This window comes from Stenotrophomonas sp. STEN046 (assembly GCF_056759755.1).
Window position 1 is genome coordinate 1 of record NZ_JBRRDR010000089.1, and the last position, 1,150, is coordinate 1,150.

1 protein-coding gene is annotated in these 1,150 nt (G+C 62.1%); it reads left to right on the forward strand.

Going from position 1 to position 1,150, the window contains the following annotated elements; all coding sequences use genetic code 11:
* The first annotated feature begins 218 nt into the window (after positions 1 to 218).
* Positions 219 to 1,133, forward strand: coding sequence for an IS110 family transposase (locus ACVOLJ_RS20855; protein WP_481564994.1), 915 nt, complete (start codon positions 219 to 221; stop codon positions 1,131 to 1,133).
* Positions 1,134 to 1,150: the final 17 nt, after the last annotated feature.

Here is a 1,150-nt window from a genome sequence, read left to right on the forward strand (position 1 = left end):
GCTCGGCTCTTATCTCTTGCGACTCTGGCACCTTAGGTGCCGAGAGCCCGGCGCGGGCGACCGTTCGGCTCTAGGTCTTCTCGATCGCTCTGTAGCAAGGATCTCCGCGCCGGTTTCTCCCTGATCCGCCCGAACAGTTGATCGAGTTGGCGCTCGCACTGATAAGACTGGGCAAGCGGGGGGAGCTCTCGGCCCTGTCAGCCTAGCGGAGTTGCCCCATGTTTGGGATTGGGATCGATGTCAGTGGTGAGAATCTGGATGTGGCCGTCCATGAACAGGCCTTTCGCCAGTTCAAGAACAGCAAACGTGGCTGGAATAGCCTGATCCGGTGGTTGCAGCAGTGGCCAGCCAAGCAGGTCGTGCTTGAGGCCAGTGGCGGCTACGAGCAAAAGGCATTGGATGCGCTGCATGAAGCAGGCCTGCCGATGGTACGAATCAATCCTGGCCGTGGCCGCAGCTTTGCCTCAGCCACGGGAAAGCAGGCCAAGACCGATCGTATTGATGCCATGGTGCTGGCCCACATGGCCGATGCCCTAAAGCTGACCCGCTACGTACCGCCAGCGGCTTGGCAGCGCCGTCTGGGTGAGCTCTGCCAGCGCCGACGCCACCTGGTCCAGATGCGGGTGAGCGAGCATCAGCGCATGCGCGCGTTCAGCGAACCCAGCCTGATTTCCATGCTGAATCAGCACCTGCGCGCGATCCAGAAAAGCATCAAGCAGCTCGACGCCACCATCGCAGCGCTGCTGGCCGAACAGGAAGGATGGCGTGACTTTGCCAAGCTCAAAGGCGCCGGCCCGGTGTTGATGGCAACCCTGGCCTGCGAGCTCCCGGAGCTGGGCAAGCTCAGCGGGAAAGCCATCTCGGCTTTGGTAGGGGTTGCCCCCATGAACCGCGAAAGCGGCACCTGGAAAGGGAGACGGAGCATCACCGGTGGCCGCGCCGTTGTACGCGAAGCGCTCTACATGGCGGCGCTGACCGCCAAACGCTATGAGCCCCGGCTCAAGGAATTCTTTGAATCCCTGGTCAGCCAGGGCAAGCCGGGCAAGGTGGCTCTGGTCGCGGTGATGCGCAAGATGCTGGTGATCCTCAACGCCCGCAAAAGGGATGCGGAGGCCCAGATGGCCTCCGCATGACAAGACAGTTGCTACAG